We start from the raw sequence: 25262 nt of genomic DNA, 5'->3' as shown, positions 1-25262 counted from the left end.
GCGAGCCATGATCAGACTTTCGGCATATGGGCGTTTCAGAATTGTTGACGAGGTCGGAAACGATCTGACACCGCGCGGGATGAAGGCGCGCGCGGTGCTTGCACTTCTGGCCCTTGCTCCAGGCCACTGTCGCCCCCGCGTCTGGATACAGGACAAGCTTTGGAGCGAGCGTGACCCGAAGCAGGGCTCTGAAAGCCTGCGGCAAGCGCTGTCGGAAATTCGCCGCAGCCTTGGTCCGCAGGCCGATCTCCTGATCGCTGACCGCGAGGTCATCGCACTGAAATCCGGCGAGTTCCGTTTCATTCGGGACGAACAGCAGCAGATCGAGCCGGATGTATCGGACGCAGAACTGTTTGCCGACCTCAATGTCCCCGATCAGGAATTCGAACAATGGATTCGAGACCGACGGGCCGAATTCGCGCGGACGTCACCGCCCGTGCCCGCATCGAGCTTGCAGACGCCGGGTCTTCATGCGCCGATCGGCGCGCCGGCAATTTTCTTTTTCGTGTCCAATCATGACGTGCGCGGCGTCGAGACGATCGTCGCGCCGCTCGTATCGCTGATGGCAACCTCGCTTCTGGACCTTGCCGATTTTCAGATTTTTCGATTTGACGACGACAGGACGGCCGTTCTCCCGACCGCGCGCGATGGTGTCATTGTCACCGTCGCCACCGGCTGGACGCCCGAGACGGCGCAATTGCATCTGGCAATCAGCGATGCACAGGACCGCAGGATTCTCTGGTCGCGCAGCTTTCGCGTGGTTGCCGACGTCTTCTCCGATGGACAGGAAAGCCTCGCACGCCCGGCCGCCGAGGCGGTCGATGCCATCCTGGCGACATTGCGCAACAGGAATGGAGGCCTGACCGCGAGCAATTGTGCCGCCTTGCTGGTCAATCGGGCGCGGCAGTCGATTTTCCGTTTCGACAAGCCAAGCCTGCGGCAGGCCGACCGTTATCTCAAACAAGCCTACCAATACGAGGCGCGCCCGCAAATTCTGGCCTGGCGTGCGTTTCTTCGCAATATAGCCAATTTCCAGCATCGAACGGCCGGGTTTCTGGCCGAGCAGATCGATATCGAAACCTTGGCGGAAGCCGCGCTGCGTGAGGCGCCGGGCAGCGCAATATCGCTCGGAGTGCGCGCCCATCTCGAATATCTGTCGGGCGGATCGAAGCGCAGCTCGCTTAACCTGGCGCGTCGCGCCGTCGACGCAGATCCGCTGAACGCAATCAATCACGCGATGCTATCCAATACGGAGCTTGTGCTCGGCAATCTCGTCGACAGTCGGATCTCCTCGCAAAAAGCGCTCAATCTTTCCGGAAGCGCTGAACATCGGTCTTTCGTCGAGTTTTTCTGTTGCATGTCGGCAGCGGCGATGGGGGATTATGAAGACGCGATCGACCATGCCGAAGCGGCATTGATGCTGAGATCCTCGTTTATCGCGCCGCTGCGCTACCTCACCGCGCTTTACAAGCACGCCGACAGGGGACCGGCACTACAGCGCACCATAGCGCTCCTGAAGATCAGTGAGCCGGATTTCCGCCTCGAGCGGCTGCTGGACAATAATTATCCCGTGACAACGCTCCGCCGTATGCCGTTGATCGATGCCATTGCGCGCTGAAGCACGAAGCCTTTGAGCCTGTGGTTTGCCGCTCGGTCCAATTCACGGTGAATTCACGGTCGCCTGTTCCTCTTCTCACCAGAAACGATGACAAGAGGCAGATATTCCAGAATGCGTACCGAAGAAGCGATTCGCGACCACCTCGAAATGGCTTTAAATCTCGCATTGAAGGCCGAGCATAACCTTCTTGCCTATATCATCGAAATGGCGCTTCTCGAGTTGGCTGAAACCGAAGTGCAGGAGGCGATCAGCTCGTTGAAGGTGGAGACTGCTGACTATCAAGCCTGAAAGCATATCGCGCAAAATTGTTCGGCGGCTTTCCGTTCGGAATTGTTTGAGAACAGAGAGAGAGCGATCATTCGGAACTTCGGTGAAGACAGCAGCGCTCTGGCACGCAGCGCGGCGGGAGTATGATGCGTGACAACGCAAGCGTTTTCCCGCCGTCGAACGGCGCCTATAAACATTAGAAGACTCGCATATAGATTGATTTCGATGCATGATACGTCCTGCAGCTCATCAAGCGGCCGACAGTATCAAGGGCGCATATCCTCGCATGGTGCGACCGAAGCAGGAAGGGCCTGCGCGGTCGGCAGGGGCATATCCGAAATTTCGTGCAGTCTGCAGCGAAGGACATCGCTGCCAACGATCTTCATAATCAATCATTCGTAAGGCAGGCAATTTCCACACGGGGGCGACAGTGGGCGGTCTGGCAATATCGGATACTTTGCGGTTCTCATCACGCAACGGCAGAACGCTGCGGAGCATGGCTGTTGTCCTGACTCTTCTGCTGACCTCTCTCCACCCGGCACAGTCGCAACCGAGCGACTATCCGGCCGCCTCGCTGACACCGCGATCGATGCCGGGCTGGGATTCCACCGCGAACGGCATCGACCTCTCCGCTCCGGCCGACGAGCCGCAAGGCGGCATGACGGAAGCCGGCACTCCGTTGAACAAGCGTGGGGAAGATTGTTTCCCGGCGGAGCAGCGCAATCTATTCAGCGATGTCGACATGGTGCCGGATGCCAGCGGCAAACTGCATCCCTTCAATTACCAGACCGATGGAGGCGCGATCTCCCCCGGTGCACGCAGCGCCATCAAGGGCAAGAATACCTGGATCCTCTGGGGCGAAGGCAACGATGTCTTCTGGAACTGGATCCAGCAGCATGGCTACGGGCTGACCGACTTTCTCGTACTGACGGATTCGCGAAACCGAAACGCACGTTTTGCAAGATTCGGCCTCATCAACCAACCCGGCATGAAGGCGCAGACAGATCGATCGAAGCGACTGTTCGGCCTATACATCGACCAGGCGGACGGCGACGCAATCAAGCTGAAGCAACCTGCATCGGACATCGATCAAAAAACCAAGGCTCTTGCCGCTCGTCCAGTGTCGAAAGCCGGTTGCGAAGCATTTGAACCATGGGATCGCGAGCAATTCGACAAGGTGCTCGCGCAGCTTCCCGACGACGGCCTGGATCCGAATGTCTATGGCTACCCGAGCGGCATTGTCGGGCTGCGGCTGGTGCCCAATCCGGATTTCTTCGGCAAGACCAAGGCCGCACAAAATGCCCGGCAATATTGGAAGACGCGCGTCGAAGACCCACCCGGAGATGCTTACTATACCGACACGTCTGTCAATGCCGACCCGAACCTGGTGCGGCCCTTCCGTGTCAGCATGTCTTGCGGCTTCTGTCACATCGCGCCGCATCCGCTGAACCCGCCGGCCGATGTCGAAAAGCCGCAATGGTCCAACCTGTCGACGACGGTGGGCGACCAATATTGGAACCCGGTCTCGACATTCGTCAATCTCAAGAAGCCGGACAGCTTTCTCTATCAGTTTCTGGCCAGCCAACAGCCCGGCACGATCGACACCTCGTTGGTCAGCACCGATCACATCAACAACCCGAACACGATCACCGCCATATTCGACGTGCCCGCGCGTCTCGATCGGGCGCAACAGAACCCGCCTGAAAACCAGAGCGCGACCAACCTCCTGATCCCCCACATCGAAGATCCGCAGCCCGGAGCCAATCCGAGACACACGCCACGCGTCCTGCTGGATGGCTCCGACAGCGTTGGCATCTTCGGCGCCCTCTCACGCGTCTACCTCAATATCGGCGCCTATTCGGAAGAGTGGAAGCGGGTGCAGAACTCGATCGTCGGCTTCACGCCGCAACGACCTTTCGCCGTGGCGACCGCGTTGAAGAATTCGGTCTACTGGCGCACCGCAGACAAATATCGCATTCCCTATCTCGCGGCCTTCTTCACCTATATCAGCCAGCAGGATGGCGCGAGCGTGACGCAGCCGATGCATCTCGTCGACACGGCTGAAGGAAGACCGATCATTGATGCCGAACGCAACGACGCCGTCAGCGGGCGCAACGTGTTCGTACAAAACTGCGCCGTCTGTCATTCGAGCAAGCAGCCGAACGGCTTTACCCTGCAGTTTTCACGCGACTGGACCAGGAAGGACCTGCCAAGTTTCGACAGCTCGCGCAGTCTGACGCTGCCGATGGATTTTGCTGAATGGCAAGATTTTACGAAAAGCGACAATTATCGCGAATACGTCAAGCAGATCGATGCGCTGGCGGGCCACCCCACCGGCGAGCAGGACGATTTTCTGCGGAACAACTTCTTGTCCACCGATATCCGCGTGCCGATCACGCTTGTGGGCACGAATTCTGCGCGGGCGGTCGGTACGAATGCGATGCGCGGACAGGTCTGGGACAACTTCTCCTCGGAAACCTACAAGTCGCTCCCCGCCGTCGGCGATGTCCACTTCTTCAATCCATTCTCAGGGAAACCGGTCGACAAATGGGGCAACAACGACACCTATGCCCCGCCGGCCGGTGGACCCGGATATTATAGACCGGCCTCGCTGATCAGCCTCTGGGCGACTGCGCCTTTCCTGCACAACAACACACTCGGCGAATATACCGGCGATCCCTCGATCAAAGGTCGCCTGACAGCCTTCGACGATGCGATCGACAAGGTTTTGTGGAGCGCCAAACGCGAGACGAGCGCCTTTCGCCTGTCCGGTGACCTCAGAGGGAAAATGGCTCTTGCCGATGGTGATCGCGGCTTCATCTATCGCACGACGCAGCCAACATGGATCGACTTTCCGGCACGGTTCATCCGGCCGCTGGTCAGCGGCATCATCGGCACGTTCTGGACATCGTTTCTGACGACCTATGTGTGGATTGCGCTCGCAATCGGCGCGGCGTTGCTCGCAATATTCGGGCAGCCGCGCCATGCGGGCTTCGTCTTCGCGGTTGTCGCCATCCTGGCTGCGGTCGTTCTGCGCTTCAGCCGAATTGACACGATCTACCCGCTGCTGTGGCTACTTCCGATTATCGCGACCGGCATCGCCGCGCTTCTCTGGTTTGCAACGCGCCGACGCTGGATCGGCAGGATCGTTTTTGCGGCGCTGGCGCTGATCAGCCTTCTTGCGAGCCAGCAGGCAAATGCCTTCATCGATGGGCGGCAGGGCGATCTGAAGGTCGGGCCCATCCCGACGGGCACGCCGGTAAGCCTCATCATGAATATGAATCCGGAGGCCGCGACGGGCGATCTGCTGCAGGCGGCCTTCGGCCTGACACGCGGTATCCTGCGCATTCGCAAGGATCAGCTACCCGACGGCCCTGCCTGGGAGGCTTTCGAAGCCGAGGCTGCAGACCCTTTGATGCGGGTCAGCAAATGCCCCGACTTCGTGCTCGATCGCGGACATTGGTTCGCCGACACGCTGCCAGATGATCAGAAGGCTGAACTGAAGGCATTTTTGAAGACGCTCTAAGTCCTTGAATGTGGAGACTGACGAGAGATCATGGCAACAGAGGCGCTGCAAGCAACAATCGACAGAGCCGTCGAGCAGGCAGGAGATCCGGAAGCGACGCCGTTTGACTATATCGTCATCGGTTCTGGCGCAGGCGGCGGTCCCCTGGCCGCGCGTCTGGCGCTCGGCGGCCGCCGCGTTCTGCTGATCGAAGCAGGGAGCGATCCGGCGATCGACAGCAATGCAAAGCCGCGAGAGGTCTACGAAGTTCCCGCCTACAATGCCGCTGCAACGGAAGATGACGCAACGAGCTGGGATTTCTCCGTCCGCCACTACAATGATCAGACACTGCAAGAGAAAGACAGCAAATACGATCCGGCCAGAGATCCCTCGCAGAACAAAGGCCAATCGGGCAAGGGCGGCATTTTCTATCCGCGAGCGGCAGCGCTTGGCGGCTGCACATCCCATCATGCGATGATCGTCATTCGACCGAACGATTCCGATTGGGACGACATTGCCAGGCTGACAGGCGATGACAGCTGGCGATCCGAGAACATGCAGGGCTATTTCCCGAAGATCGAGCAGTGTCTCTATTACAAGGTCTATAAGGGTTTTTTTGGCAGAATTCTCGGCGGTCTCTTGAGTTTGGTGCAGGCGGTCGGCGCATTTATCAATCCGCGACGAGACCTCGATCCGAACGGTCACGGCTTCAAAGGCTGGCAGCCGACAAGCTTCATCGATCCCCTGGTCATTGCAGCGGTCGCACGCGGCGATCGCACATTTCTCGGCCTCATCTTCAATGTCGTCTGGTCGGCGCTTGCCGGCAAGGGAGAGCAATCGATCTTCCGGCGCGCTTTGGCTCACCTGCAGATCATTCAGTTCCTCGATCCGAACGTGCGCGCAGCCGATATCGACAGCAGAGCACGCCTCTCGCTGATATCTATCGGTACCAACGGCAAGACCCGTTACGGATTGCGGGAATGGCTTCTCGACGTTGCTTCACGGCATCCGGATCGGCTTGTTTTGAAAACCGGAGCTCATGCAACGCGCCTGCTCTTCGAAAGACACGCAGGCGACGAAACTCCGCACGCCGTCGGCGTCGAAATCGTTATGGGCGAATTTCTCTACAAGGCATCAAAACGCAACAACGAAGCAAAAGCCGGCGAAACAAAACAGTATTTTGCGAGCCGCGAAGTCATCGTCTGCGGCGGCTCGTTCAACACGCCGCAATTGCTCGTGCTGAGCGGCATCGGCAGCGCGAAAAAGCTGCAGGACATGGGCATATCCGGGCCGCGTGACAGGGATGGCGGGCAAATCGCTCCGGTGGTCGATCTGCCCGGTGTCGGATCAAACCTTCAGGACCGGTACGAGGTCAGCGTCGTTAGCGAAATGCATCGAGACTTCGCGACGTTGAAAGGCGCAAGCTTCCAGCCGGGCGACCCCAACGATCCGCTGCGCAAGAAGTGGCTCGTCGACAGGACAGGGCTTTACGGTACGAATGGCGGCGCGCTGGCGATGATGATGTCGTCCTCGGCCAACAAGAGCCAAGACAATCCTGATCTGTTCGTTTTTGGCGTGCCTGCCGCTTTCCGCGGCTATTACTGGAACTGGTCGAAAGAGCTGCTCAGGCCGACGAAAGGCGCTCTGCAAGATCAGCGCAATCTGTGGACCTGGGTGATCCTGAAAGCCTACACCGACAACAACTACGGCACGGTGACCCTGCGCAACGGCGATCCTTTCGACGTGCCCGATATCAATTTCCGCTCCTTTTCCGAAGGCCCGCCCGGCCACGTCGGCGATCTCGACGCTGTCTGCGATGCGATCCAGCGCGTCCGCGAGATCAATGGCAAGATCCGCGGCATGAAACTGGAAATTCAGCCCGGCAACGGCGTGGGGAGCAGCGTTTCCGCCATCAAGCAATGGATACAGGACGAAGCGTGGGGGCATCACGCGTGCGGCACCTGCCGGATGGGAAGCGATCCCTGGCGGGCGAATGTCAAAGCTTTGCGCGACAAAAATGCGGTGCTGGATAGCAGTTTTCGCGTGCACGGCGTCCGCAATCTTCGCGTTGTCGACGCTTCGATATTTCCAAGAATTCCGGGTTATTTCCTCGTGACGCCAGTATTCATGATCGCCGAAAAGGCTGCGGATGTGATTCTGGCGGACTCGCCCGCCTATCCCAGCGAACTGGAACAACGCGAAGCTGCCGCGATTCATCGCCGCCGTCAGCAGGTCGATGAGGCGATGCCTCTCGATGCGTTGGCCCCGACGTCACTTCCAAACGATTGCGTCGGCCTGGCGTTTTCAGGAGGCGGCATTCGCAGCGCCACCTATTCGCTCGGCGTCCTGCAGGCGCTGGCAAAGGCCAAGATCCTCCGGCGAGTCGATTTTATCTCGTCCGTGTCCGGCGGCGGCTATCTTGCCGGCTTCCTGGGGCGCCTCTACACCCGCACCCTGTCCGACACGCCCGACAAGGTCGAGCGCGTCGAGGCGATGTTGGCCGATCCGAACTCCGCCGAAGTGTGGTGGCTGCGACGTCATGCCGATTACCTGATCGGTGGCGGCCGATCCGACGTGGAAACGGATCTCGCCATTATTGCCCGCAACCTGGCCGCCGTCCTGTTTTGTATCGGCGTTCTGGGCGCGGGCTGTCTCGGCTTGCTCAGGTGGAGCTCGCAGGCGTTTTTCCCCACGGCGGGAAGCGATTGGATGATTGCCGGCCTTTCGGTATCGCCCTGGTGGCTTGCGCCGATAATTGTCCTGCTGCTCGCCGTCTTGCCGATCTCCATCGGCTACTGGCTCACGCCGGATAGCGGCGCGCCGAGGCCCTATTCCCGCTTCGGCATCCTTGGCTGGGCCGTCCTTCTTGGCTGCGCGATCGCCGCCGTCGATCTTGGCAGCCTCGCTCCGATCGCTCTCATAGCAACGGCCGTGCTGACCTTGAGCTGGCTTTGGCAGGAAGCGGTCCGCTGGAACATTCCGCGCCGCGCCGCCAGCCGCGACTTTGCAACTCTTTATCGCAACCGGCTCTCACGCGCGCTTGGAAGCGCGCTGCTGATCTTTGTTGCGATGGTCGGCTTCGTCATCATCGATAGCCTGGCTCGCGCGCTTGCGGCAACGGACTATAGTCCGATCATGGCCGCATCCATGCTGGCCGCCTCCCCGCTGTTGCTTTTCCTTCGGAAGATCGTCATCGGCCTCATTCCGCGCGATAGCCTTCAAACGAGCGGTGCAATCGGCGGCAAGTATGTCATTGCCGCCTTTGCCTTTTCCTTTGCAGCGCTCTTGCTTCTCGGTTTGGACATGCTTGTGCATGCCGCCTTCGACAAAGCCGTATCCATCGGCATCTGGGCGACATTGGCGGGGCTTGCCGTTTCCCTGGCAGCCGGCCGCGCAACCAATTTCCTCAATCTCTCCTCGCTGCAGCAATCATTGACGCAGAAGATCACCCGCACATTCCTCGGTGCCTCGAATGCATGGCGAACCCATCCGGTCGGGACAAGCACGCCCGTGCCGATCCAGGTTTCCGACGACAATGACGATATCTCGCTGAGTGACTATCATCCCGAAGACAATGGCGGCCCTCTGCACCTCGTCAACGTCTGCATCAATCAGACGGTCGACCATGTATCCGGCCGTCAGCTTCGTCAGAACAAAGGCCTGCCGATGTGCCTTGGCCCAGGCGGCATCAGCGTCGGCCAGCAATACCATGCCATTTGGGAGCCGCGCAGCGACGACCTGGCTGGCAACAAGGCCATCGTCCGAGCCCTTCCCGTTTCGCCCGATCCGCACAAGTTTCATGTCCTGGCGCAATGGTCGGGCGAAACAGCGACGGTCGAGCAATTGACGCTCGGACGCTGGCTGGCCATCTCGGCGGCGGCCGTTTCGACCGGCGCCGGACGAACGACGAGCCTGCCCATGTCGCTTCTGCTCGGCTTGCTCAACGTGCGGCTGGGATATTGGTGGAACAGCGGCATCAGCGCCGGCCAGCGCCCGGGACGATACCCTCCCAATCTCTGGCAGCGTATAAAATCGCTGCCATCGACGATCTTTGGCGTACAGGCGATGGTGCTCAATGAATGGCGCGGCTATTTCGAAGGTCCATCGGCGCAGCGCTGGTATCTGAGCGATGGCGGTCATTTCGAAACGACCGGCCTTTATGAACTGATCCGACGCCGCCTGCCCTTCATGATCGCCATCGACGCATCCGAAGATGCGCAATACGAGATCGGTGACCTTGCCATCCTGATGCGTCAGGTCAGGCTCGATTTCGAAGCGGACTTTCTCTGGCTTGATCCCGCACCTGGTGCGGCCGCGAACCAGCCATGGCAAGCTTTGGACGCCGCCGCCTCGCCTGTAGCGATACCCGCATGGATCAAGGCCCTCGTTCTCAACCCGCAGCGGATCGGCAACCTCGATCAGCTGAAGCGCGAAGGTCCCGCCTGTGCCGCGCTCGGATATATCACCTACCGCGACCAGCCAGGCAAGATTTCCTGGGTTCTCTGGATCAAGGCCAATCTGGCGCCCACCATGCCCGCCGATGTCAAGAACTATGCCGAAACACATGCGAGCTTTCCCAATCAGTCGACCATCGACCAGTTCTTCGATGACGATCAATGGGAGAGCTATCGATCGCTCGGCCAATGCGCCGGGCAGGCAATTTTCGGAGATCGATGAGTGATTCCAACGCGATGGGGAATACGAGATGAGCGAATTTGCGGAACCAACTGCTGAAGACATCCGGCTTCGGCGCAGAAAGATCTTTGCCTTTCTCTATGGCAGCTTCATCTACATTATCGGGGTCTGGGGTATCCTGCTTTACACGGTCGGCTTCGTCGGCAACTACTTCGGACCGATCATCAACAGCAGATTTGGCGGCGTGTTGCCGTGGAAATCGATCGATATGGGCGTGGTGGAGCCGTTCTGGACCGCGTTGGCAATCAATATAGTGCTGCTCATCATCCTCGGTCTGCAGCATTCCGGCATGGCCCGGCCGACGTTCAAGAACTGGTGGACCAGGATCGTCCCGAAGCATCTGGAAAGATCCACCTATATCGTCGTTGCGATCGCCGCCCTCGTCTTGCTGCAATGGCAGTGGCGGCCGATCCCCAACGCGCTTTGGGATGTGCAGGATCCATTCTGGCGTCCGGCGCTCAATTGGATCTCGTTCGCCGGATGGCTGACAGTGCTTTGGGCGACGATCCTCGTCGGCCATTGGAAGGTTTTCGGCGTGGATCAGGTGATCGACTTCCTCGAAGACCGGCCCTACACCAAATTGCCGCAGACCACGCCTGAATACTACAAGGTCGGTTGGCCGACAACCATGAAGGGGCTCTGGTACTGGTCCCGCCACCCGGATTTCCTTGGCTTCATCATTGCATTCTGGGTGACGCCGACCATGACCATCGGACACCTTACCTTCGCCATCGGTTTGACGATCTACATCATGATCGGGATCTACTTCCTGGAGCGCAATCTCATCAAGCTCTGGGGTCCCGACTATGAGGAGTATGTAAAAACCCGGGCGAAGATCATTCCATGGTTCGTCAAACAGCGCCCAATCGTCCTGTCGCAAAGAAAGACGGAGTGATTACCCTCCAAGGAGGACAAAGACGGCGGAATAGCCGGCTTGACGGGTCCCGCGCCTGCTCTGGCAGGAGAGGGCACGCAGTCCCTTCAAAACTCTCCGTGCCTATATCATCGGAGAGACAAGGCAGCCTCCATTGCCGCGCCGAACGACAGGACCTCTTCGTCGGCAAATCGCCGACCGACGATCTGCAGCCCGACCGGCAGGCCATTGGATGCGCGTCCGGCGGGCATGGATAGCGCGGGAAGCTGCGGCAGAAGATTGAACGGGCAGGTCATGTCGAGGCCGGCGAAACGGCCATTCGGCAAGGTCGCGACATAGTCGTCGTCACATTCGTCCACCGATGGCGCCGTGATGGCACAGGTTGGGCACAATAGAGCATCGTATGTTTCGAAGAGCTTGGCCATGTCCCGCCACATCGCCGTACGCAGCAGCTCCACGCGCTTGTAATCGGTGGCGTTCGCATCTTTGCCGCGTTCGATCATCGCGACCACGACAGGGTCCATATGGGATTGGTGCTCAGCCAGTCTCTCACCGAAAAATGCCGACATGAACACGCACCAGAGATCAAACCATTGATCGTTCACATCTCTGGTCCAATGCATCGGCACCTCGTCGACGATGGCGCCCAGGTCGCGAATTCGGCGGATCGCCTCGCGCATGACCGCGTCGACCTCCGGTTGGATATGGTAATATCCGAGATCCATGGAGACGGCGAACCTCCGGCCTTCCAGGCTGCCGCTTCGGGCGGCCTTTCCGGAGAAATTCAAGGGCAGCGACATGATGTCTTCGTCGCTGGGGCCGCTGGCCGCTTCCATGAAGGCGACAGCATCGCCAATGGTCCGCGCCAAAGGCCCAAAATGAGAGATATTGTCGAACACGCTTGGCAAGATGGTCATGGGGATACGCCCAAGGCTCGGCTTCAATCCGACGACACCGCAAAAGGCGGCTGGAATTCGGACCGAACCGCCCATGTCGGTGCCTTCCGCGAATGGCACGACGCCCATCGCTACGGTAGTTGCCGAACCGCCTGACGATCCGCCCGGCGTTTTTTCATAGTCCCAAGGATTGAGGGTGGCCCCCCAGCGTGGGCTTTTCGTAAAGCTTGCATAGGCAAATTCCGGCGTCGTCGTCTTGCCGATCAGGATGCCTCCGGCCTCTTCGAGCCGGCGGATGCAAAGCGCAGTTTCTTGCGGCACCCAATCGCCCGAGCTCCAGGAGCCGAGCGTCGTGAGATCGCCCTTCGTCGGCGTAAGATCCTTTGCCGCGAAGGGGACGCCATGAAGCGGGCCGCAAATCCTGCCTTCTGAAACGGCACGATCGGCCGCCCGAGCCGAGGCAAGCGCTTCGTCTTCCCGGATGATCGTGAATGCGTTCAGCGTCGCATTGACGGATCTTGCCCGGCGCAGCGACTCGCCCACGATCTCTTCCGCGGTGAAGCGCCCGGAAATAATACCGGTCGCGATCTGCTCCGCGGGAAGATCGAGCGGATGGCTTGAAGCATTGTCCGGATGTTTGTTCACGAGATCGGTTTCCATTTTTCGGGCTGACTCCGTTTCACGGATAATTGGAGCGTGCTACTATCCACGTGTTCCTGTCCTTGAGAGGGCAGCAAGGAAAGGTCCACGTTTTCGATGAATTTTGCTGCGACATCGGACATCCGGACGCCGAGTTTCGATGTCTGGAATGTCAGTCTCGGCGCTGCGACAAGCGCCATCGGCTCGCACGACTTTCCTGATGCCCTGGCTGCCGCGCTCCGTCTGCTGTGTCCATTTCAGATGATGAACGGATTTCTCTATTCTCCCAATGGGAGCGCATTCGATCTCTATAACGAACGTATCGTCGCGGAGCGCTCCATCATCGTCGGTCGATATCTGGCCGGAGCCTTCGTGCTCGATCCCTTCTACGATGCCGTACGCAGCGACAGCAGCGAGCGTATGATCGTGATGCGTGACTTGGCGCCCGATGATTTCACCCAGACCGAATATTTTCGGCTGCACTATGCCACGACCGAGATCGTCGACGAGATCGGCTTCGTGCTTAAATTGGAAGCCGGCTTCGTTGCCGTTCTCTCCTTGTCGAGAACGGGTATCGCGCCGCTGTTTTCGGCTGAGGACCTGCAAAGGCTGAAGGCTGCGGCACCCATCGTCTGTGCGCTTGGCGAGAGACACTGGTTTCAGCTTCCAAGCCTTTCTCCCGAGAGCCGGGCTGCTTCGCCGGCCGTGAAGATCGACCACCCGTCGCTTACCAAGCGCGAACTGGAGATCGTCACGCTGATCCTGAAAGGACATTCCACCCTCTCGCTTGCGGCGGTCCTTTCCCTATCTCCGAATACGGTCAAGGTGCATCGCCGCCAGGTTTACGCAAAGCTGAACATTTCGAGCCAGGCGGAATTGTTCCGCCTGTTCCTTGCATGAGGCTCGGCAACAAACCGAGCCCCGTCTGCTAGCCTACTCGGCGAAATCCATTTCCGGAGGCGGCGTCTGGAACGCGCGGGTCAGATAGGCGAGATAGGCAATGCCGATCACCAGCCAGACAAGCCCGAGGATCTTCGCGTTGCCGTCCAGATTCCATAGCAGGAACAGGTCGCATACAGCGGCAGCCGATGGAATAACCAGACCAACCAGAACACCGAGCGGCTTAACCTCGGGATTGTTCTTCAAGTAGAGCGCGATCACCGAGATGTTGACGGCAGTGAAAGCCAGGAATGCGCCGAAATTGATGAACGAGGTCGATGTCGTCACATCCATGGTCAATGCAAGCAGACCGACGATGCCGACCAGAGCGAGATTGAGCACCGGCGTATGCCATTTCGGATGCAGGCTGCCGAAGAATGTCGACGGCAGGACCTTATCGCGTCCCATGGCATAGAGCAGGCGACCGACGCTTGCCTGAGCGGCGAGACCCGACGTGAACTGCGCAACGACAAGCGTTGCCAAGAAGATCGTGACGAACAGGTCGCCACCAATGGTCTTGGCGATCTCGGAGGCTGCGGCATCGACGGAGGCAAATTCGAAGCCCGGATGCGCAAGCTGCGTGACATAGGCCGAGGCAACAAAGATCAGACCGCCGGCAAGCGCGGTGATCAGGATCGCTTTCGGCATCGTGCGCCTGGCATCCTTGGTTTCTTCCGTCAGCGTGGAGACCGCATCGAAACCCAGGAATGAATAAGCGGCGATCGCAGCACCGGCGACGGACGCGGAGAATGGTACATCAGCTTTAAAGAACGGGGTAACGGAGGCAAGACCACCGGGACCATTCAGCGCTACGACATATCGGGCCGCCAGGAACACGAATGCAGCAAGAACGGCCAGCTGCACAACCATCAGGATGAAATTGACGCGGTTGGCAAAGGCAATGCCGACGACATTGACGAGGGTCGTTACGGCGATGAATCCGACGATCCAGATCCAGCCCGGAATACTCGGAAATGCCGAGGTGAGATAGGCAGCGCCGATCAGCCATATTACCATGGGCAGGAAGAAGTAGTCGAGCAGGACGGCCCAGCCGACCAGAAATCCAATGCTTGGGCTTATCGATCGGCGTGCATAGGTGTAGGCAGACCCGGCAACCGGATAGACCCGCGCCATCACGCCGTAGCTGATGGCAGTGAGAAAGATAGCGCCTGCCGCCACGAGATAGGCCATGGCCGTCGTTCCCTGGCTTGCCGTTGCCAGCGCGCCGAAGGTGCCGAAAACGATCATCGGCGTCATATAGGCCAAGCCGAAGAGCACGACGGACCACAGTCCGAGCGTACGATCGAGTTTCACAGTATTATTCATGTTCCGCCTCCGCGAAGAGCTTGTTTATCTTCTCGGAAACTGCGCAGTGCAGATATCTCAGCTATTCCCGCGCAGGTCTCCGCCCGCTGCTTTTTATTTATGAAGAAAACATGACCGAGCCGGCGGCGGGTTAATATAACCCCAAAGTACTATATCGCGCGCATCGAGAAAGGGCAGAACTCAGGGGATTGCAACGGTAATCGGAGCCTACTTTTTGCCCAATTGCGGGTGTGTCGTTCATTCCGACAAGCAAGTATCCATCGATGACCAATGTCCGCTGGCATCGATGGATCCGTGGATGCGTCGGATCTGCTAGAGCCGACCGCTGATCGCTTCCGCCATCATGATGGTCGTTACGTTTGTCGGCGCGGAGACGATATCCGGCATGATGGAGGCATCGATGACGTGAAGACCCTCGATACCACGGACCATGCCGTTTTCATCGAGGACCGCGCTGGGATCACTCTCGGGTCCCATCGGCACCGAAGACGTCGGGTGGGAATAGCCGTCGACATTCGCAATGATCGCCTTCTCAAGTGCAGCGGTGTCCTCGACATCGTGACCCGGCGTCATTTCGAATTCCACCACATCGCTGAATGGCGCCGTCCGGCCAATGCGCCGGGATAGTTGAACGGCCTCCATCATGCGACGCAAATCGCTGCGATCGTCGAAGAAGTTGAAACGGATCAGCGGCATTGCGCGCGGATCGCGGCTTGCGAGGCGAACGGATCCGTTCGACTTCGGCAAGGTCACCGAGCAAGCAAGCACGATCGCGCCGCCGGTCGGGCTTTGCAGCGGATCGAAAATATGCGTTGCCGAGACATGGAGATCCAGTTCGTCCGGGCCGGCCTCGCTTGAGTTGGTCCAGATGATGGCACCCGCCACTGGCGCCATGGCCTTCGCTTCTGGTTTGAGGGCATAGATATTGTAATAGAAGGGATGCTCCTTCAATCGCTCGCCGACAGGCCTATCGAGAAGGACAGGAATATCCAGCGCCTTGAGATGGGTTGCCGGGCCGATACCCGAGCGCATCAAAATGGCCGGGCTTCCGAACGTGCCCGCCGACAGGATGACCTGACCCGCCGTGATCGTTTCGCCGGTGACAAGGCGCACGCCCGTCGCTCTAAGTCCATTGAAGACGATCGTATCCACCTCACCCTGCCCGCGAATGGTCAGGTTCGCGCGCCGGCGAACTTCATCGGTCAAATAGGCCATTCCGGTGTTGATGCGTCGGCCATCGACGACGTTCAGCGGATAGGGCGATACGCCGTTTTGCTGCGCACCGTTGAAATCGTCGACTCTCGCCAGACCGCAGGCCTGTGAAGCCTCGACGAAAGCGCGCATGGAAGGCGTGTTTTCTTCCATGGTCCTTTGGCGAATGGGAAATGGTCCGGAGCGTCCGCGCCAGGCGCTATCGCCTGTCGGCGTGTTTTCCATCGCCTTGAACACAGGCAGGACATCATCGAAAGTCCAGCCTTTGACGCCCCGCATCGTCCAACGGGCGAAGTCGGAAGGCCGCGCCCTTATGGCGACTGCGGCATTGACCGCCGAGCCGCCGCCCAAAACCTTGCCGCGGATCGCCGGAACATCATGACCAAGGGTGACGTGGTCCTGCGAATGGTAACCCCATCCATGCGCGGCATCGCCGCCGACGCGGTTGGCATTTGCGATGACGTCCGGAAATTCGGATGGCGCATAGGCGGGGCCCGCCTCAAGCAGCAGGATCTTTTTCAATCCGTCTTCGCTCAGCCGGTTTGCAAGCACGGCTCCAGCAGATCCGCCACCGACGATGATGACATCGAACAAGTTGGAATTTGACATGATCGTTCTCCCCGTGCTTACCGGCTGATTGGATGTTCGGAGGCGTTACGCAGAAAGGCAGCCGCGCGATCAAGCGCCAGACGGCTGCTCTCCAGATGAGCAATGTCCAGCTGGAAAACATGGTGCATGCCTTCCCATATCTCCAAGCGAACTGGTACGCCTGCAGCGGCCGCGCGGTCCTCATATTGGCGGGAATCGTCGAGCAGCTTTTCGTCCGTTCCGACCTGGATCAGGATCGGCGGCAACCCGCCAAGGTCACCATGAAGCGGAGAGGCGAGAGGCGAGTCCGGAGACATTGTTCCGACGTACTTCGTTGCGCAATCCTGCAGATAGTCGTAACCAATGAGCGGATCCACCACATCGGGATCCGTCATCGAGCGGCCCGTGAACGCAAGGTCGGTCCACGGCGAAAAGACGACGCCGCACAGTGGTTTGATACCGCCGTCTCGCTGGGAAAGGCTCGCGATCGTAACCAGGCTTAGGCCACCGCCGGCCGAGTCGCCGACGACCGCCACGCGCTCGAAGCCTTGCGAGAGTAGCCAATTCCATGCCGCGAGCGCCGCGTGCGGAGCCGCCGGCAGAGTTGCCTCCGGTGCAAGCGGATAGTCGATGACAAGAGCGGGGATTTGCGTGCGGGCAACGATCTGGCTGACGAGGCCACGATAGGCCTTAGCACGCCCCTGAACATATCCGCCTCCATGGAGGAATAGCAGCGCCGAGCCGGTTTGGCTGCTTTCAGGCCGCACCCACCATCCATGAACGGCCTCAGTAATGACGGGCTCGAAGCTCACGCCCACAGCGATCGGTGTCGCCGAGACGAAGGTGTCGTAGATATCCCTCGGCTCACCCGTTGCCGACCCCCAGAACGACGCAAATCGAAGGCGAAGCGCTGCTTCGCGTTCCCGCTCGTCGTCGGAAATTGCAATGAACTCAACCTGATGGTTCTCTGAACCCGCTATCGAAAAATTGGACATGTTGCTCTCCCATGTTGAGGTGCTGCCAGGCAGCGTTCTGCCGTCCGCAGGCCGGCTGCGGCTGAAAATTGTCGATGAGACGTTGGCGGCTATCTGCGCCGTTGATCGATTGGATAGGCAGCCGATGTGGCCAGGCGCTCGGGCCGCAGAGAGTGTCGAGCGTGCCGGACTGCCATCAGGAAGAAATGAGCACCCGCCTCGGTCCCCAAAGCGACATGCGCCTCCTCGCCTCCCGAGATTGTCAGCGCAGTTCCTTCGGGCAGAAAACGCAGTTCGCCGTCGAGGCGAACAGTCAGAGCGCCCGACACCGCATAGAGCCACGCCTGGTGCCCATCAGGAAGTTCATGAGAGAAGGAGCCATTCGAATAAAGGAAGCCGTCGAGCACCGTGATGTCTACCGGTACTCCGCGCGCTGCGGCCTCCGGCGCGCGATCATCGAGAACAACGCGCACTCTGTGCCCCTCCGCCTCGATGATCGTGACATCCTCGGCCTTGACGTGGAAGGCGCGCGCAGGCTCGCTCTTCAAATGGCCCGGAAGATCGACAAAGATCTGCAAAGCGTGCGTCCTCGCACTACCCTCCGGCAGCTCTTCATGAACCGCACCGGAACCTGCCGTCAGCCAGTAAAGATCTCCCGGCTTCAGGACGAGATCGCTTCCCAGAGTGTCGCGATTGCGAAAGCCACCCAGCGAATCCTCGAACATGACGGTGACCGCAGAGATCCCCGCATGCATATGCGGCGGAAAGGTCGGTGACGTCATGACGAAATCGTCGACCATCAGGATCGGCTTCATATCGCCGGAGAACATCTCCTGCGAAAACTGTCGGGCGACAAATCCTGACCCGATCTTGCGAACCGCGCCGGAAATCGCCGACCCAATCCGCGCTGTCGAATGACTCTTAATTGCAATGCCACTCACTGCTTGATCCTCCTGAAGATCCTTGTGTGATGTGGATCTTGGCGGATGCGCAATGAGACGAAAAGCTGATGATTTCGCAACAAACCGTCCGATTAATTGGACGATCTAGATCAACACGGCTTTTGGCAATTCGATTGCGAGATGGTCAAGGAAAGCACGAACGGAGGGCAGAAGTCCCTGCCTGTAGGGGATGAGAGCCGTGATCGTAGCATCCCCCGCGATCCAGTCGGGCAGGATACGCTTCAATGTGCCGGCACGGATGGCATCCCGGCACACATAGCTTGGAAGTGCTGCGACGCCCAATCCCTGTATGGCCGCGTTCTGCAACCCCTGCATGTCGTCGCTCAGCAGGCGCGGGGTGAGCGGAATCACAATCTCGTCCCTCGTTTGCCTGGAGTGTCGAAGCCGCCATACGGGCGCGACACCGCTTCGCATCAGGAAAAGTGACCGGTCTGGACGCAGGTCCGCCGGTGTTTCGGGGACACCATTCGCCTCGAGATAGGCCGGGGACGCGAAGAGAAACCATGGAGATGGTGCGAGCGTACGCTGCACGAGATTGGAATCGGGCAATGGGTCGGTATGCGCCCTCACCGCCACATCGAAATTCTCACCGACAATATCAACGATGCGGTCCGATGCGTGGGCGACCACATCCACCTTAGGGTACTGAATGAGGAAATCGTTGATGACGCTCGACAGGGTGAACTGCATCGTCGCAATGCCTGCGGTGCATCGCACGGTGCCGGTAGGCTCGGTCAAGCGATGACGGATCGCCGTTTCGGCAAGCTCGGCTTCGCGCAGCATCGCCACCGCGTGATGATAAAAATCCTCCCCGGCATCCGTCATGCCAAATTTGCGGGACGTTCGGTTGAGAAGCCGCACCCCGAGATCGCGCTCCAATTCCTGCATGCGGTGGCTGAGCGTTGATTTCGGAACGTGCAGCGTGCGCCCTGCCGCCGTAAAGCCTCCACGGTCGACAATCTGCACGAAGTAGAAGAAATCGTTGAGATCCAGCATGACACTTGTTCAACCCATTGGACGTTCTGTTGCAGAAATGACGTCTTTTAGTCCATAAGTCCAGCCGCTACCTTCCTTCTCGTCACCATGAATTGCTGGCTCCGTCCACCTGACGGGCGGCATTTCCATCTACGCGTCCAAGGAGGATAACATGACAAACCGCACCTATAGCCCTCTGACCTCAGACAATGCAGCCCTCGTTCTTGTCGACCACCAGGTCGGCCTCATGACCGGTGTCCGCGACTACTCGACCGGCGAATTGAAGCACAATGTCGTGGCACTGGCCAAGGCCGCGAAGGCGCTGAACATTCCGATCGTCGTCACCACCACGGCTCGCGACAGCATGTGGGGTCCGACCATTCCGGAACTGGTGGAAGCGTTGCCGGGCATTGAGATTATCAACCGTTCGTCAGTCAACGCTTACGACGATCCGAAGGTCGCCGCCGCGATCGAAGCCACAGGCCGCAAGAAGCTGATCTTTGCCGGAATTTCTCTTGAAGTCTGCGCCGCCTTCCCCGCCATGACCGCGGTGGCACGAGGGCTCGATGCTTATGTTGCAGTCGATGCCTCCGGCACCTTCAGCGACACCAAGCGACAGGCGGGCCTTCTGCGCATGCAGCAAGCCGGCGTCGTTCTCTCCGACTATGGGACGATGATGGTCGAGATCCTGAAAGACAACGGCCGCCCGGAGGCTGCAGCAGTCTATGCCGCGCTCGACATGCCGTGGGCGACCTTGGTCGGCCAGATTGCCCAGGCATTTGGCAAGTAAGGCCGCTCGCTCGAGGCGACGGCAACCTCATCTTACACAAAAGGGGGTCCGGCGCATGCAGGGCCACCCAAAGGGATCGTCACGTACCGTCCATTCGGGTAGCTTAATTAAACCTGTGGTAGGTGATATACATTTTCACACTGGCTTGGACGCCACCCCCGAGCCAGCAATTGCAGCGTCCGACGAAACTGCATGCCCTCGTAGTCTCGTCGGACACCCCGCCCGATGCCAAGGCTGGCATCAACCGGAGCAATTGTGTCCGCTATTTTCTCACCGGACTTAAGCATACTCTTCTCTTCGCAGGTCGCCGTTAGAGTAAATGGTACTATGGTGCTAGCGATTGATAAGCGAATTGTATCGGCAATTACCCTCAAATTTCCAATGACAGATCGATATCATCGTACATCACGCTGATAACGCTCACGCATTCAATGCGTGCTTCACCCTCAATATAGCAAGAGCAACTGCACCAATCACGGCAGGGATAGAGATTAGCATATAGATTGGATTGATGTGAATGCCTGCGTGATCTGCCGTTTCGAACGCCACCTTGATCAGACTTAGAAGATAATAGCTGATCGCGATGATCGACAGTCCCTCGACCGCGCGCTGGATCTTGATCTGGGTCGCAGCACGCTCAGCCATCGCTTGAATCTGCGCGGCATTCTGGACTTCGATATCCACCTGGATGCGGGTCTGGAGCAGATCGATCAGCAGCATCGTTGCATGCGAGAGCTGTTCAAGGCGCAATGCGGTCGCCTCGCAGCTTCTGATCGCCGGCTTGAAACGGCGTGCGACGAATATCCCGAAACGTTGAAAGCCGGGAACATGGGTTTCGCGTAGTTCGACGATACGTTCCTCGACGATCTTGGCATAGGCGGCAGTCGCGCCAAAACGATTGCGCGTCCTTGCGGCGGCAGAAATTATCTCGCCGGAAAGCTGTGAGATCTCGTCGAGCAATTGCCTGTGTTCTTCCGGAGACGTCGTGACGTGCCGATTGGTCAGGTCGACAAGCTTGCGGTCATAATCGAGGATGACCGGATTGAGCCGCCTTGCCTCGGGCAGGCCCAGAAGCGCCATGACGCGGTAGGTCTCGATCTCGTATATGCGCCGAACCATGCGGCCGAGCCTGTAGGCATTGAGCTCAGTGTTGAACAATATGCTGCGGCTGACATTGTTCGCACCGACACGAAAATCCGAGCAAACGAGCGCCGCTCCGCCGCCAATCATCGAGGCGGCGGTATCGCCAAATTCGAGAGCGGACAGAAAGGGGCCGATCTCAGCCGGTGCCCGCCCGCAAACCAGGATTTCCAACCGGCAGATGCAAGAGCAATCCGACAAGCCGGCCAGTCCCGCCGCCTCATCGACAGACAGGCTCCCCGTTGGCCAGTCTGTCGGATCATCGTCCAGTGAGGTTACCCGGGTAATCGTGACGAACTCCGTGTGAAACTCGACCTGGGTGCGAGCATCGGCGGAGCCTTTTTCTTCGGTCACGTGAGGGATCGGATGACGATCAGGCGCCGCGCCCCCAAAAAGCGCGATATGCTCGACGATCGCAGGCCCCGAAAAATAGATCGACGGCCGCGCGTGAAGCTCGGAATTGAAATCGAGTACACTATCCTGCATCTAGCCCTCCCCGGCGACCATCGACGCTATAATTGGCGCGGCCCCGCGGCAAACGGCAATATGCGGATTCGATGCGGCAGAATGTCTCGAAACGGATGCTAGAACGGTTCTTCTGCGCTTATAGTGCCGCCGGCACGTCTCGCCGGCCTTCGGTTTCACAGCAGACCGAATTCTATCGGAAGCCTCGCACGAGGCGCCCGATACTATGTTCGACGAGAAAATTCAGCCCTCTTATCGCCTTGCGATGAGGCTTAGCGCCCGGCATCACCCTGGCGATAGACAGAAGTGAGTTCATCGAGCTTGGCCTTAAGCTCCGCGGAGATTAAAAAATCAGCCGCCGCCAGCGTGTCCGTGAGCTGCTCGGTTCTGCTGGCGCCCAGAATAACGGATGTGATGGCCGGATTTGCCATGATCCATGCAATTGCCAGCTTCGGCAAAGGCTCCCCGATCTCCTGCCCGATCGCACGCAACTGTCGGATGGTTTCGAATTCGCGCTCCTTCCAGTAGCGCGCCTTGTACATGGCGCCGAACTGACCCATTTCCGTGGTCGAGAAGCGGCCTTGATCCGGATTGTCATCGAGCTTGTAGCGGTTCGTCAGCAGACCGCCGGCTAGCGGGTTATAGGGTATGACGGCAAGATTTTCCTCTTGCGCAAGCGGCAGAAGGTCACGTTCGATCTCGCGGAAGAGAAGATTGTAGCGCGGCTGGACCGACACGAAACGTGCAAGCCGCAACGTATCCTGACGCCCGATCGCTCTTGCCAGCCGGTAGGCAAGAAAATTGGAAACGCCGATGTAGCGAACCTTCCCGGATCGGACGATCAGATCGAGTGCTTCCGCCGTTTCATCAAGCGGAGTTGAAGGATCGTCCATGTGGATCTGGTAGAGATCGACATAATCTGTATCCAGTCGCTTGAGCGAGGCATCGATCGCATCTAACAGGTGCTTGCGCGAAGCGCCGCGATCCCACTGCGAAGGCCCCATAGGGCCGCCTGCCTTGGTTCCCAGAATGAACCGCCCCCTCTTTCCCTTGAGCCAGCGCCCGGTGATCTCCTCAGAGCTGCCGACTTCGTGCGGGAGCGCCCCGCCCGGATACATATCGGCCGTATCGATGAAATTGACGCCGGCATCGACGGCGGCATCAAGAATGCGCACCGCTTCCGCCTCGTCCGTCTGATGACCGAAGGTGCCGGTGCCGAGACAAAGGCGCGAGACCGACAGCCCGGTACGGCTGAGTTGTTTGTACTGCATGGGAAACTCCGTTGTTCGAGACGACGATCTGGATAGGTTATATATCAATCGCTATATTATTAGCGAAACCTCTGTCAAGAAGTTTTATAGTGATCGCTACAATGAAAATGTGCTAACGCGTTTTCAGCAAGGAATTTCGGGAGCAAGGCAATGGCACGGCCAAGAGTGTTCGATGTCGACAAGGCGGTTCACACGGCGATGGACCTGTTCTGGCGTAACGGTTATGAACGGACCTCGCTCGCCGACCTGACGAGCGCCATGGGCATCACGCCACCCAGTTTCTATTTCGCCTTCGGCAACAAGGAGAGCCTGTTCAAGCGGGTCGTCGATCACTATGGCGCAACGCGGTTGAGCCAGGCGCATGCCGCGATCGACGAACCGACTGCACGCGATGTCGCCGAAAACATGCTCTACAAGTTCGCCGATCTCTACACCGATGACGATCCCTCTCTGCCGCGCGGGTGCCTTGTCGTCAATTGCGCACTTCCCAGCGCAGATGGCGAAGGCACTGTGAGGGCTGAATTGAGCGTGGCTCGCGAAAAACGCCGGGAGCGCCTGCGGGACCGCTTTCAACGCGCCAAGGACACCGGCGATCTTCCGTCCGATGCCGATCCGGATGCGCTGGCGCGCTACTTGATGGTTGTCGGGTGGGGCCTGGCCTTTGCCGCGCAATCCGGCGCCACGCGGAGCGATCTTTACCGCACGGTCCAGCTTGCTCTGGCAGCCTGGCCAACATGATTGAGGTGAGTTGAGGCCTGTCTTTTGACGACCGAGAGGTGGTCGCCTGCGCACGAGATCATCTACGCGGACAGATATATTTTAGACGGCTTGTCTTTTTTAAATTGATATCGAGAAGTGAGAACGTATAGTGAACGCATGGTTCACTTGCAACTTCGAGACAAGCTGGCAATTCTGAGTGACGCAGCCAAATACGATGCGTCCTGCGCATCCAGCGGCACGACAAAACGACATTCGGCGGATGGAAAGGGCCTGGGATCGACCGAGAGCATGGGCATTTGCCACGCCTATGCGCCGGATGGACGCTGCATCTCGCTTCTGAAGATCCTGATGACCAATTTCTGCATGTATGACTGCGTTTATTGCGTCAACAGGGTGTCGAGCAATGTGCAGCGCGCGCGCTTCACGCCGGGTGAAGTCGTGTGGCTCACGCTGGAATTCTATCGTCGCAATTATATCGAAGGGTTGTTTCTGTCCTCCGGCATTATCAAATCGCCGGACGAGACAATGGGCGACATGGTGCGGATCGCTCGGGATCTGCGCCTGACCCATCACTTTCGCGGCTATATTCACCTCAAGACCATTCCCGACGCCAGCCCGGATCTCATCGAGCAGGCCGGTCTTTTTGCCGATCGTCTGTCCGTGAATATCGAGCTGCCCAGCGATGCCTCGGTCGCGCGGCTGGCGCCGCAGAAAAGCCCGCAGTCGATCCGCAAGTCGATGGCCGATCTGAAGATGAAGATCGCCGAGCATGGCGAGCCGACCATGGTCACCAAAAAGACCAAGCGCTTTACGCCGGCCGGCCAAAGCACCCAGATGATTGTGGGCGCCGATGCCAGTACCGATGCCGACGTGCTGGCGCGCAGCGCTTCTCTCTATAGCGGCTATGGCTTGAAGCGCGTCTACTATTCCGCCTTCAGCCCCATCCCGGATTCGTCGAATGCGCTGCCGCTCATCAAGCCCCCGCTGATGCGCGAGCATCGGCTCTATCAGGCGGATTGGTTGACGCGCTTTTACGGCTTCTCCGTGCAGGAGATCATCGCCGCCCAGCCCGAAGGCATGCTCGATCTGGCGATCGATCCGAAGCTGTCATGGGCTTTGGCAAACCGCGACAAGTTCCCGATCGATGTCAACAAGGCCAGCAGGGAAATCCTGCTGCGAGTGCCGGGCTTCGGCACCAAGACGGTCGGCCGCATCCTGTCCTCGCGCCGGAACAAGACGCTGCGCTATGATGATCTGGTGCGGATTGGCGCCACGATGGCGCATGCAAAGCCGTTCATCGCCTGCGCCGACTGGACCCCGGGCCAATCTCTCGATCGGGAGGGCCTGAAGCAGCGCTTCATGCCGCCTCCCAAGCAATTGTCGCTATTCTGATGCGAAGCGTGATC

General features: G+C 58.9%; 17 protein-coding genes. 9 read left to right on the top strand and 8 right to left on the bottom strand.

What is annotated here, in order from left to right; all coding sequences use genetic code 11:
- The first annotated feature begins 7 nt into the window (after positions 1-7).
- From HGP17_RS27015 to HGP17_RS26995, 5 genes are all read left to right on the top strand, one after another.
- Positions 8-1618, top strand: coding sequence for a hypothetical protein (locus HGP17_RS27015; protein ID WP_168813746.1), 1611 nt, complete (start codon positions 8-10; stop codon positions 1616-1618).
- Positions 1619-1729: 111 nt separating this feature from the next.
- Complete coding sequence (locus HGP17_RS27010) at positions 1730-1906, top strand: hypothetical protein (protein ID WP_168813744.1); 177 nt, start codon at positions 1730-1732, stop codon at positions 1904-1906.
- Between the two features lie 475 nt (positions 1907-2381).
- Entirely contained in the window at positions 2382-5411 is a 3030-nt protein-coding gene (locus HGP17_RS27005) for a hypothetical protein (protein ID WP_168813742.1), read from the top strand.
- 30 nt (positions 5412-5441) lie between these two features.
- Complete coding sequence (locus HGP17_RS27000) at positions 5442-10067, top strand: GMC oxidoreductase (RefSeq protein ID WP_168813740.1); 4626 nt, start codon at positions 5442-5444, stop codon at positions 10065-10067.
- A 28-nt stretch (positions 10068-10095) separates the two neighbouring features.
- Positions 10096-10980, top strand: coding sequence for an isoprenylcysteine carboxylmethyltransferase family protein (locus HGP17_RS26995; protein ID WP_168813738.1), 885 nt, complete (start codon positions 10096-10098; stop codon positions 10978-10980).
- 107 nt (positions 10981-11087) lie between these two features.
- Here the strand turns inward: HGP17_RS26995 and HGP17_RS26990 are convergent, their stop codons facing one another.
- Positions 11088-12500 carry an amidase gene (locus tag HGP17_RS26990; RefSeq protein ID WP_348648998.1) on the bottom strand — a complete coding sequence of 471 codons (1413 nt, stop codon included), beginning with the start codon at positions 12498-12500 and terminating at the stop codon, positions 11088-11090.
- 111 nt (positions 12501-12611) lie between these two features.
- Here HGP17_RS26990 and HGP17_RS26985 point away from each other — a divergent pair, with 111 nt between their 5' ends.
- The gene (locus HGP17_RS26985) at positions 12612-13394 is read left to right on the top strand and encodes a LuxR C-terminal-related transcriptional regulator (RefSeq protein ID WP_168813734.1); all 783 of its coding nucleotides are present in this window, start codon (positions 12612-12614) and stop codon (positions 13392-13394) included.
- Between the two features lie 33 nt (positions 13395-13427).
- On the opposite strand, the gene HGP17_RS26980 is transcribed toward HGP17_RS26985, so the two are convergent.
- The 5 genes from HGP17_RS26980 to HGP17_RS26960 all read right to left on the bottom strand — a co-directional run bounded on the left by HGP17_RS26980 (position 13428) and on the right by HGP17_RS26960 (position 19491).
- Positions 13428-14759, bottom strand: a complete 1332-nt coding sequence (locus HGP17_RS26980; protein WP_168813732.1) for an APC family permease — start codon at positions 14757-14759, stop codon at positions 13428-13430.
- 312 nt (positions 14760-15071) lie between these two features.
- On the bottom strand, positions 15072-16580 hold the full coding sequence (locus HGP17_RS26975; protein WP_168813730.1) for a GMC family oxidoreductase N-terminal domain-containing protein: 1509 nt from the start codon (positions 16578-16580) through the stop codon (positions 15072-15074).
- A 17-nt stretch (positions 16581-16597) separates the two neighbouring features.
- Positions 16598-17554 (bottom strand): alpha/beta hydrolase, encoded by a 957-nt coding sequence (locus HGP17_RS26970; protein ID WP_168813728.1) that lies wholly within the window; start codon positions 17552-17554, stop codon positions 16598-16600.
- An 89-nt stretch (positions 17555-17643) separates the two neighbouring features.
- Positions 17644-18474: a pirin family protein gene (locus HGP17_RS26965; RefSeq protein ID WP_168813726.1), complete on the bottom strand. Its 831-nt coding sequence runs from the start codon at positions 18472-18474 to the stop codon at positions 17644-17646.
- Positions 18475-18579: 105 nt separating this feature from the next.
- Complete coding sequence (locus tag HGP17_RS26960; RefSeq protein ID WP_168813724.1) at positions 18580-19491, bottom strand: LysR substrate-binding domain-containing protein; 912 nt, start codon at positions 19489-19491, stop codon at positions 18580-18582.
- A 151-nt stretch (positions 19492-19642) separates the two neighbouring features.
- Here HGP17_RS26960 and HGP17_RS26955 point away from each other — a divergent pair, with 151 nt between their 5' ends.
- Positions 19643-20260 carry an isochorismatase family protein gene (locus HGP17_RS26955; protein WP_168813722.1) on the top strand — a complete coding sequence of 206 codons (618 nt, stop codon included), beginning with the start codon at positions 19643-19645 and terminating at the stop codon, positions 20258-20260.
- A gap of 420 nt (positions 20261-20680) precedes the next feature.
- On the opposite strand, the gene HGP17_RS26950 is transcribed toward HGP17_RS26955, so the two are convergent.
- Positions 20681-21886 (bottom strand): DUF3422 domain-containing protein, encoded by a 1206-nt coding sequence (locus tag HGP17_RS26950; RefSeq protein ID WP_168813720.1) that lies wholly within the window; start codon positions 21884-21886, stop codon positions 20681-20683.
- A gap of 251 nt (positions 21887-22137) precedes the next feature.
- Positions 22138-23136, bottom strand: a complete 999-nt coding sequence (locus HGP17_RS26945) for an aldo/keto reductase (protein ID WP_168813717.1) — start codon at positions 23134-23136, stop codon at positions 22138-22140.
- A 150-nt stretch (positions 23137-23286) separates the two neighbouring features.
- Here HGP17_RS26945 and HGP17_RS26940 point away from each other — a divergent pair, with 150 nt between their 5' ends.
- Positions 23287-23874, top strand: coding sequence for a TetR/AcrR family transcriptional regulator (locus HGP17_RS26940; RefSeq protein ID WP_168813715.1), 588 nt, complete (start codon positions 23287-23289; stop codon positions 23872-23874).
- A 138-nt stretch (positions 23875-24012) separates the two neighbouring features.
- Positions 24013-25248 (top strand): putative DNA modification/repair radical SAM protein, encoded by a 1236-nt coding sequence (locus HGP17_RS26935; protein ID WP_168813713.1) that lies wholly within the window; start codon positions 24013-24015, stop codon positions 25246-25248.
- Positions 25249-25262: the final 14 nt, after the last annotated feature.

Origin of the sequence: Rhizobium sp. P38BS-XIX (genome assembly GCF_012641435.1) — a bacterium.
Taxonomy (GTDB): Bacteria; Pseudomonadota; Alphaproteobacteria; order Rhizobiales; family Rhizobiaceae; genus Rhizobium.
This window is presented reverse-complemented; position numbering and strand designations above follow the sequence as displayed.

Coding starts and splice junctions, on each gene's coding strand:
- HGP17_RS26955 (WP_168813722.1), top strand. CDS start 19,643: ATGACAAACCGCACCTATAGCCCTCTGACCTCAGACAATGCAGCCCTC.
- HGP17_RS26960 (WP_168813724.1), bottom strand. CDS start 19,491: ATGCTGGATCTCAACGATTTCTTCTACTTCGTGCAGATTGTCGACCGT.
- HGP17_RS26970 (WP_168813728.1), bottom strand. CDS start 17,554: ATGTCCAATTTTTCGATAGCGGGTTCAGAGAACCATCAGGTTGAGTTC.
- HGP17_RS27010 (WP_168813744.1), top strand. CDS start 1,730: ATGCGTACCGAAGAAGCGATTCGCGACCACCTCGAAATGGCTTTAAAT.
- HGP17_RS27000 (WP_168813740.1), top strand. CDS start 5,442: ATGGCAACAGAGGCGCTGCAAGCAACAATCGACAGAGCCGTCGAGCAG.
- HGP17_RS26950 (WP_168813720.1), bottom strand. CDS start 21,886: ATGCAGGATAGTGTACTCGATTTCAATTCCGAGCTTCACGCGCGGCCG.
- HGP17_RS26945 (WP_168813717.1), bottom strand. CDS start 23,136: ATGCAGTACAAACAACTCAGCCGTACCGGGCTGTCGGTCTCGCGCCTT.
- HGP17_RS26940 (WP_168813715.1), top strand. CDS start 23,287: ATGGCACGGCCAAGAGTGTTCGATGTCGACAAGGCGGTTCACACGGCG.
- HGP17_RS26985 (WP_168813734.1), top strand. CDS start 12,612: ATGAATTTTGCTGCGACATCGGACATCCGGACGCCGAGTTTCGATGTC.
- HGP17_RS26995 (WP_168813738.1), top strand. CDS start 10,096: ATGAGCGAATTTGCGGAACCAACTGCTGAAGACATCCGGCTTCGGCGC.
- HGP17_RS26980 (WP_168813732.1), bottom strand. CDS start 14,759: ATGAATAATACTGTGAAACTCGATCGTACGCTCGGACTGTGGTCCGTC.
- HGP17_RS27015 (WP_168813746.1), top strand. CDS start 8: ATGATCAGACTTTCGGCATATGGGCGTTTCAGAATTGTTGACGAGGTC.
- HGP17_RS26935 (WP_168813713.1), top strand. CDS start 24,013: ATGGTTCACTTGCAACTTCGAGACAAGCTGGCAATTCTGAGTGACGCA.
- HGP17_RS27005 (WP_168813742.1), top strand. CDS start 2,382: ATGGCTGTTGTCCTGACTCTTCTGCTGACCTCTCTCCACCCGGCACAG.
- HGP17_RS26975 (WP_168813730.1), bottom strand. CDS start 16,580: ATGTCAAATTCCAACTTGTTCGATGTCATCATCGTCGGTGGCGGATCT.